The sequence below is a fragment of the Micromonospora cabrerizensis genome, from assembly GCF_022230955.1.
Taxonomy (GTDB): domain Bacteria; phylum Actinomycetota; class Actinomycetes; order Mycobacteriales; family Micromonosporaceae; genus Micromonospora; species Micromonospora cabrerizensis.
Window position 1 is genome coordinate 21,806 of the sequence record NZ_JAKKFI010000114.1, and the last position, 6,250, is coordinate 28,055.

6 protein-coding genes are annotated in these 6,250 nt (G+C 69.4%); all 6 read right to left on the reverse strand.

Annotated features, from left to right (window positions below; all coding sequences use genetic code 11):
- Positions 1 to 58: 58 nt before the first annotated feature.
- The 6 genes from mltG to LADH09A_RS29240 all read right to left on the reverse strand — a co-directional run bounded on the left by mltG (position 59) and on the right by LADH09A_RS29240 (position 6,117).
- Positions 59 to 1,255: an endolytic transglycosylase MltG gene (mltG, locus tag LADH09A_RS29215; RefSeq protein WP_238648895.1), complete on the reverse strand. Its 1,197-nt coding sequence runs from the start codon at positions 1,253 to 1,255 to the stop codon at positions 59 to 61.
- Entirely contained in the window at positions 1,255 to 1,713 is a 459-nt protein-coding gene (ruvX, locus tag LADH09A_RS29220; protein ID WP_238648896.1) for a Holliday junction resolvase RuvX, read from the reverse strand. Before ruvX ends, mltG begins: the two co-directional genes overlap by 1 nt.
- A gap of 72 nt (positions 1,714 to 1,785) precedes the next feature.
- Positions 1,786 to 4,464, reverse strand: coding sequence for an alanine--tRNA ligase (alaS, locus tag LADH09A_RS29225; RefSeq protein WP_238648897.1), 2,679 nt, complete (start codon positions 4,462 to 4,464; stop codon positions 1,786 to 1,788).
- A complete protein-coding gene (locus LADH09A_RS29230) occupies positions 4,461 to 4,766 on the reverse strand; it encodes a hypothetical protein (RefSeq protein WP_238648898.1) in 306 nt (101 codons plus the stop codon). Before LADH09A_RS29230 ends, alaS begins: the two co-directional genes overlap by 4 nt.
- A 29-nt stretch (positions 4,767 to 4,795) precedes the next feature.
- Positions 4,796 to 5,260: a DUF948 domain-containing protein gene (locus tag LADH09A_RS29235; RefSeq protein WP_238648899.1), complete on the reverse strand. Its 465-nt coding sequence runs from the start codon at positions 5,258 to 5,260 to the stop codon at positions 4,796 to 4,798.
- Between the two features lie 149 nt (positions 5,261 to 5,409).
- Positions 5,410 to 6,117 carry a hypothetical protein gene (locus LADH09A_RS29240; RefSeq protein ID WP_238648901.1) on the reverse strand — a complete coding sequence of 236 codons (708 nt, stop codon included), beginning with the start codon at positions 6,115 to 6,117 and terminating at the stop codon, positions 5,410 to 5,412.
- Positions 6,118 to 6,250 lie beyond the last annotated feature (133 nt).

Sequence of the window (6,250 nt, forward strand, 5' to 3'; positions counted from 1 at the left end):
AGACCGCAATTTCGGTCACCGTCGGGAAGGGAGCCTTTTCATATCGTGCCGCGGGCGGTCAGATGATGCCGGCCTCCCGGGCCTTCGCCTCGTTGCGCTGGTGCTGCTCGTACGTCTCGGCGAACTCGGAGTGGCCCTGCTTGTCGATCGCCACGAAGTAGAGCCACTTGCCCACCGGCGGGGCCATCGCCCCCTCCAGGGCCTGCTTGCCCGGGTTGTTGATCGGGGTGGGCACCAGACCGCGCAGCTTGCGGTTGTACGGGTTCTTCTGGTCGTCCAACTCGGCCGCCGTCATCTGCTTGGACGACTTGGTCGGCTTGCCGATCGACTCCAGGTAGTAGTTGACCGTGACGTCCATCTCCAGGCAGTTGCAGAAGAACTCGCCGTACACCCGGTTGTAGGCCACCCGGGCCACCTTGCCCAGGTCGTCCTTGTTGCCCGCCTCGGCCTGCGCCAGCGAGGCCACGATCAACGCCTCGTAGGGGCTGACACCGCCCCGTTCCTTCTGCACCCGGTCGGCGAACTTCATCTCACCGGTCACCGAGAGGAAGTTGTCCACCATCAGCTTGAGGATGCTCTCCGCGGTGGCCTTCGGCGGGATCTCGTACGTGTCCGGGTAGAGGAAACCCTCGACGGACTTGACGACCTTCTTGCCGTCCTCGCGCGTGAACCACCAGTCCGGGACGCCGAGCGCCTCCGGGTCCTTCGCGGCCGCCTCGAACTCCTTGACCGGGATCTTGGTCTTGTCGGAGAGCAGCTTGTAGATGTTCTTGGCGGTGCGGCCCTCGGGGATGGTGAGCCCGTTGACGATCTTGTTCTTCAGGTCGAGCATCGCGGTGACGGCGCTCGCGCCACTCATCTGCTTACGCAGCTTGTACGTGCCCGGCTGGATGTTCTTGCTGCGGGAGTTGGCCTCGGCCGCCTCGATGAACGCCTTCTGACTCTTGACCACGTCGGCCGCGACGAGGGCGTCGGCCATGTCGGCCAACAGCGCCCCGTTCTTGATCTCGACGGTGATCTCACCCGCCCCAGCACCGTCGTAGTCGGGGGTGACGAAGTAGTTCTGGATGCGGTCGAAGCCGTAGAACGCGACGCCGCCGATGCCGCCCAGCAGAACCAGGGCCATCAGCAGAGCCAGGAACGTCTTGCCCCGCCCGCCACCGGACCCGCCGTTGCGCTTGCGGAAGCTGCGCCGATGCCGGCCCTTCTCCCCCCGCTCCGCCTCGTCGAACCCAAGGTCCAGATCGTCGATCATTACGTCCGCCTCCGCTGCGCGTCCAGCCAGCTCTGCAGGATCTCCACCGCGGCCGCCTGGTCGACAACCGCACGTTGACGTTTACCTCGGACGCCACGCTCGGCAAGCCTACGAGAAGCGACCACGGTCGACATCCTCTCGTCGGTGAGCGTTACCGGGACGGGCGCTATCACATCGACCAGTCGGTCAGCGTACGCCTTCACATGGACGGCCGCAGGTCCATGCTTACCCGCGAGATTGACCGGAAGGCCGACGACAACCACAACGGCCTCGTGTTCGGCCACCAACGCGGCCAGCTCGGCGAGGTCGCTCGGCACCGCGTCCGGCGCCGCCGTGAGATCACGGGCCAGGGTGACCAGCGGTGTTGCCAGGATCCCGTCCGGATCCGAGCGGGAGACACCCACCCGCACCTGACCGACGTCCACACCGATCCGCACACCGCGCTTCAGCTCAACCACCGACGGTCACCACCTGGTGGGTACGAACCAGGGCGGACCAGATGGCCCGCCCTGGCTGAGAGTGATCGTCCATCACGCCTCGGTGATCGCCTTCTCGACGGTGAGGAGCAGGTTCGGTGCCTCGGTCGCGGGTAGGCCGCCGCCCTGAGCCAGGTCGGGGCTGCCACCGCCGCGCCCGGAGAACGCCGCCTTCACCAGTTCCGACGCGGCCAGGCCACGGCTGCGCGCGGCCGCGTTGACCGCCACCACCAGGGACGCCTTGCCGTTCGACCGGGCCGCCACCGCGACCACCGCCGGCCGCGCCGGGTCGATCTTGCCGCGAATCTCCTGGGCCAGTGTCCGCACGTCGTTACCGGCCGCGCCCTCCGGCGCCTCGGTGCCCACGTACGCGACCCCGCGCACGTCCTTGGCCTGCGCGGCGAGCGCCGCCGCACCACCCAGCACCAACTGGGCGCGCAGCTTCTCCAACTCCTTCTCCGCGTCCCGGAGCTGGGTGACCGTCTGCTCCACCCGGTCGGCGACCTGGTCGTTGGGCACCCGGTACAGCTCCGCCAACCGGGAGACCAGCAGGTGCTCACGGGCCAGGAAGCCGAAGGCGTCCATGCCGACCAGCGCCTCGACCCGGCGGACACCGGAACCGATGGACGACTCAGAGAGGATCTTCACGAGGCCGAGCTGGGCCGAGCGGGCCACGTGCGTGCCGCCGCACAGCTCCCGGGCGTAGTCACCCACCTCGACGACCCGCACCTCCTCGCCGTACTTCTCGCCGAAGAGCGCCATCGCCCCGATCCGCCGCGCCTCGTCCAGCGAGGTGATGAAGGCATGCACCTCCAGGTCGGCCAGGAGCACCTCGTTGACCTGCTGCTCCACGTCCCGCAGGACGGTCGGCGACACCCCGGTCGGGGTGTTGAAGTCGAACCGGAGCCGACCGGGCGCGTTCAGCGACCCCGCCTGGGTGGCCGACTCGCCGAGGAAGTTCCGCATGGTCTGGTGCACCAGGTGCGTGGCGGTGTGCGACCGGGAGATCGCCCGCCGCCGGGTCGTGTCGATCTCGGCGTAGCCGGCCTCGCCGGCGCGCACCTCACCCCGGATCACCCGGGCGCGGTGCACGATCAGGCCGGGCACGGGCTGCTGCACGTCGAGCACCTCGACCTGCCCGCCACCGACGGTGATCATGCCCTGGTCGGGCTGCTGACCACCGCCCTCCGCGTAGAACGGGGTGGTGTCGAGAACCAGCTCGATGGTGTCGCCCTCGGTCGCCGCCTGGCGCGGGCCGTCGGCACCGAGCAGCGCCCGCACCGTCGACTCGCGGGCCACCTCGCTGTAACCGGTGAACGTCACCGGGCCACCCGAGTCGAGCACCGACCGGTACGCCGACAGGTCGGTGTGACCGGTCTTGCGGGCCTGCGCGTCCGCCTTCGCCCTGGTCCGCTGGTCGGCCATCAGCCGCCGGAACCCCTCGTCGTCCACCTGGAGGCCCTGCTCGGCGGCGATCTCCAGGGTCAGGTCGATCGGGAAGCCGTACGTGTCGTGCAGCTGGAACGCCTTCGCCCCGGACAGCGAGGTGCCGCCCGCGGTACGGGTCTCGGCGATCGCGGTGTCCAGGATCGTCGTGCCGGCACGCAGAGTCGACAGGAACGCCTCCTCCTCCGCGTACGCGTAGTCCGCGATCCGGTCGAAGTCGGTCGCCAGCTCCGGGTACGACGGGGCCATGCAGTCCCGGGCCACCGGCAGCAGCTCGGGCAGCGCCCGGTCCTGCCAACCGAGCAGCCGGATCGACCGGATCGCCCGGCGCATGATCCGGCGCAGCACGTAACCGCGCCCCTCGTTGCTCGGGGTCACACCGTCGCCGATCAGCATCAGCGCCGTACGCACGTGATCAGCGATCACCCGCAGCTTGACGTCGTCCGGGTGCGACTCGCTCGCCACGTGGCCGGAGTGCGCGCCGTACCGCTTGCCGGTCAGCTCCGCCGCCCGCGCGAGGATCGGCCGGACCTCGTCGATCTCGTAGAGGTTGTCGACGCCCTGCAGGATCGAGGCCATCCGCTCCAGGCCCATGCCGGTGTCGATGTTCTTCGCCGGCAGGTCACCCAGGATCGGGTAGTCCTCCTTGGTGGTGCCCGGACCCCGCTCGAACTGCATGAACACGAGATTCCAGTACTCCATGTACCGGTCCTCGTCGACCGCAGGGCCGCCGTCGCGGCCGTACTCCGGGCCCCGGTCGTAGAACAGCTCCGACGACGGGCCGCACGGCCCGGGAATGCCCATCGACCAGAAGTTGTCCGCCTTGCCCCGGCGGACGATCCGCTCGGCCGGCACACCCACCGACCGCCAGATCTCGTACGCCTCGTCGTCGTCGAGGTAGATCGTCGGCCAGATCCGCTCGGGATCCAGCCCGTAGCCGCCCTCGGCGATCGGCTTCGTGGACAACTCCCACGCCAGCGGGATCGCGCCGGCCTTGAAGTAGTCGCCGAAGGAGAAGTTGCCGTTCATCTGAAAGAACGTGCCGTGCCGGCTGGTCTTGCCGACCTCGTCGATGTCCGGGGTGCGCAGGCACTTCTGCACGCTGACCGCCCGCTGGTACGCGGGGGTCTGCTGCCCCAGGAAGTACGGCACGAACTGCACCATGCCGGCGTTGACGAACAACAGGTTCGGGTCGCTGATGGCGGGCAGCGGAGCGGACGGCACCACGGTGTGGCCATTCGCCTCGAAGTGCGCGAGGTACCGTCGCTTGATCTCCGCCGTCTTCATCGCTGGTGTTCCTCCGGAAAGATGTCTCGATCGCCGATCCGCGGGTCTTCCCGCAGGTCGGCGAACTGATCGTCGAACGCCTCGCCCTGGGCGAACGCCTGGTGGATCTCCTGCTCGCGCTCGGCCATGCCGACCCGCACGTCCTCCACGAAGCTACGCAGTGACTCGACGAGCCCGCCAGCGGATTCCGTCAACGTGCTGGCGATGCCGGCCGGTGTGTACGCCTGGGCGGTGCGGGTCGCCTTACGGACCACGATCACACCGACGGCCACCCCGATACCGAGCCAGAAAAGACGCCTCATGTCTCGTTACCTCCTGGTGCGCCGGCCGGTCAGCGGTTGCCGCGCCGCGCGGCCCGCCGCTGCTGCTTGATGGTGTCGCGGACCTCACGCTCGGTCTCGGCGTGCCGACGGCCAGCGGCGGCCTTGCGCACGCTGTAACCGAACGCGGCCACCTTGACCAGCGGGTTGGCGGCCGCGGCGGAGACGACGGTGGCCAGGTTGGCGACGTTGGCGGTGACGTTCTGCGCGTGGCTGGTCATGGTGTCGACCTTCGCCAGCTGGAGGTTCACGCCGTCAAGCGAGGTCTGCACCTGCTCCAGCGCGACGTTGACGTTCTTCACCGTGGTGTTCACGTCACCGAGCAGCGGTGCGGTCCGATCGTTGAGGTCGTTGATCATCCGGGTGGTGGCGTCAACCGTGTGCCGCAGCCGCAGGATCGGCAACGTCAGGATGAGCACCAACACCGCGAACGCGGACGCCGCGATCAGCGCCGCGATGGCTCCAAAGTCGCCCACGCCTGTCCTCCTCAAGCAGAGTTCCGCAGGACCCGACGTCCCCGGAACGCACAACCATGGCACCCGTACCGGCCGCCGAACCGTCGACGGTCACCGGCAGCGGGCGTGCCCGCCAGCCCCAGACCCTACCGTCCGTGATGGAGGCCGGCTCACGACGGTGAGGGTGTCAGCTCTCCCAGCGGATCACCGCTGACCGTCGGGAACGGATCCTCTCCGGTCAGTGACGGGTCGGTCGTCGGCTGCGGCCTCGTCCGCTCGTCGTCGATCGCGTTGCGTACCTTCACCGACACCAACGAGCCGGCGCACCCCGTCGCAGCGGCCGACGGATCGGCAGACGGATCGACCGACGGCACGACGGCCGGCTCGCCGTCGACCGGCGGCGGCACACAGGTCGGCTCGCGGACCCACAGGTCGAGCGTCAGCTCGTCGCGCCGCCAACAGGTGTAGCTGCCCTTCGTCTCCTGCTCCGGGCAGCGACTCACCTTCCACGGCTGCCAACCGTCCTGACGCAACGCGTTCTCGTAGGCCTTCGCCGTCTCCTCCGGCGCCTTTTCCGAGGTGACGGTGCGCTCTCGCAGCCGACAGTCGAGCAGACACCACCGGCTGCCGCTGACGTCGTCGACCGTCTTCGCGGCAGCCCAGCCGGGCACGTCGAGCTTGTCCAGGTTGTCGAAGACCGGGTCACGGCTCAGCGTCCGGATGCCGAAGAAGAGCGGCACCGCACCGAGCAGCACGATGCTGACCAGCGCCAGCACCGCGGCGCGCAGCCGGCGTCGTTCACGCGTCTCGCGGCGCGCCTCGGCCCGGGCATCCGCTGCGGCGCCGTCGTCGGGCGAGTCCTGATCCGCCGGGCGCAGCGCTGGCGCTCCGGACGGATCGGGTGCCGGGCGGTCCACCGGGCCGGACGGGGACGGCACCACGGCGGCAGCGCGGGCCACACCGACGGGTTCGCCGGGACGGCCGGGCGGCGGCACCGGGGCGACGCAGCTC

Excerpts from the sequence above, each read along its gene's own strand:
- LADH09A_RS29230 (WP_238648898.1), bottom strand. The coding sequence starts at position 4,766 with ATGAGGCGTCTTTTCTGGCTCGGTATCGGGGTGGCCGTCGGTGTGATC.
- alaS (WP_238648897.1), bottom strand. The coding sequence starts at position 4,464 with ATGAAGACGGCGGAGATCAAGCGACGGTACCTCGCGCACTTCGAGGCG.
- mltG (WP_238648895.1), bottom strand. The coding sequence starts at position 1,255 with ATGATCGACGATCTGGACCTTGGGTTCGACGAGGCGGAGCGGGGGGAG.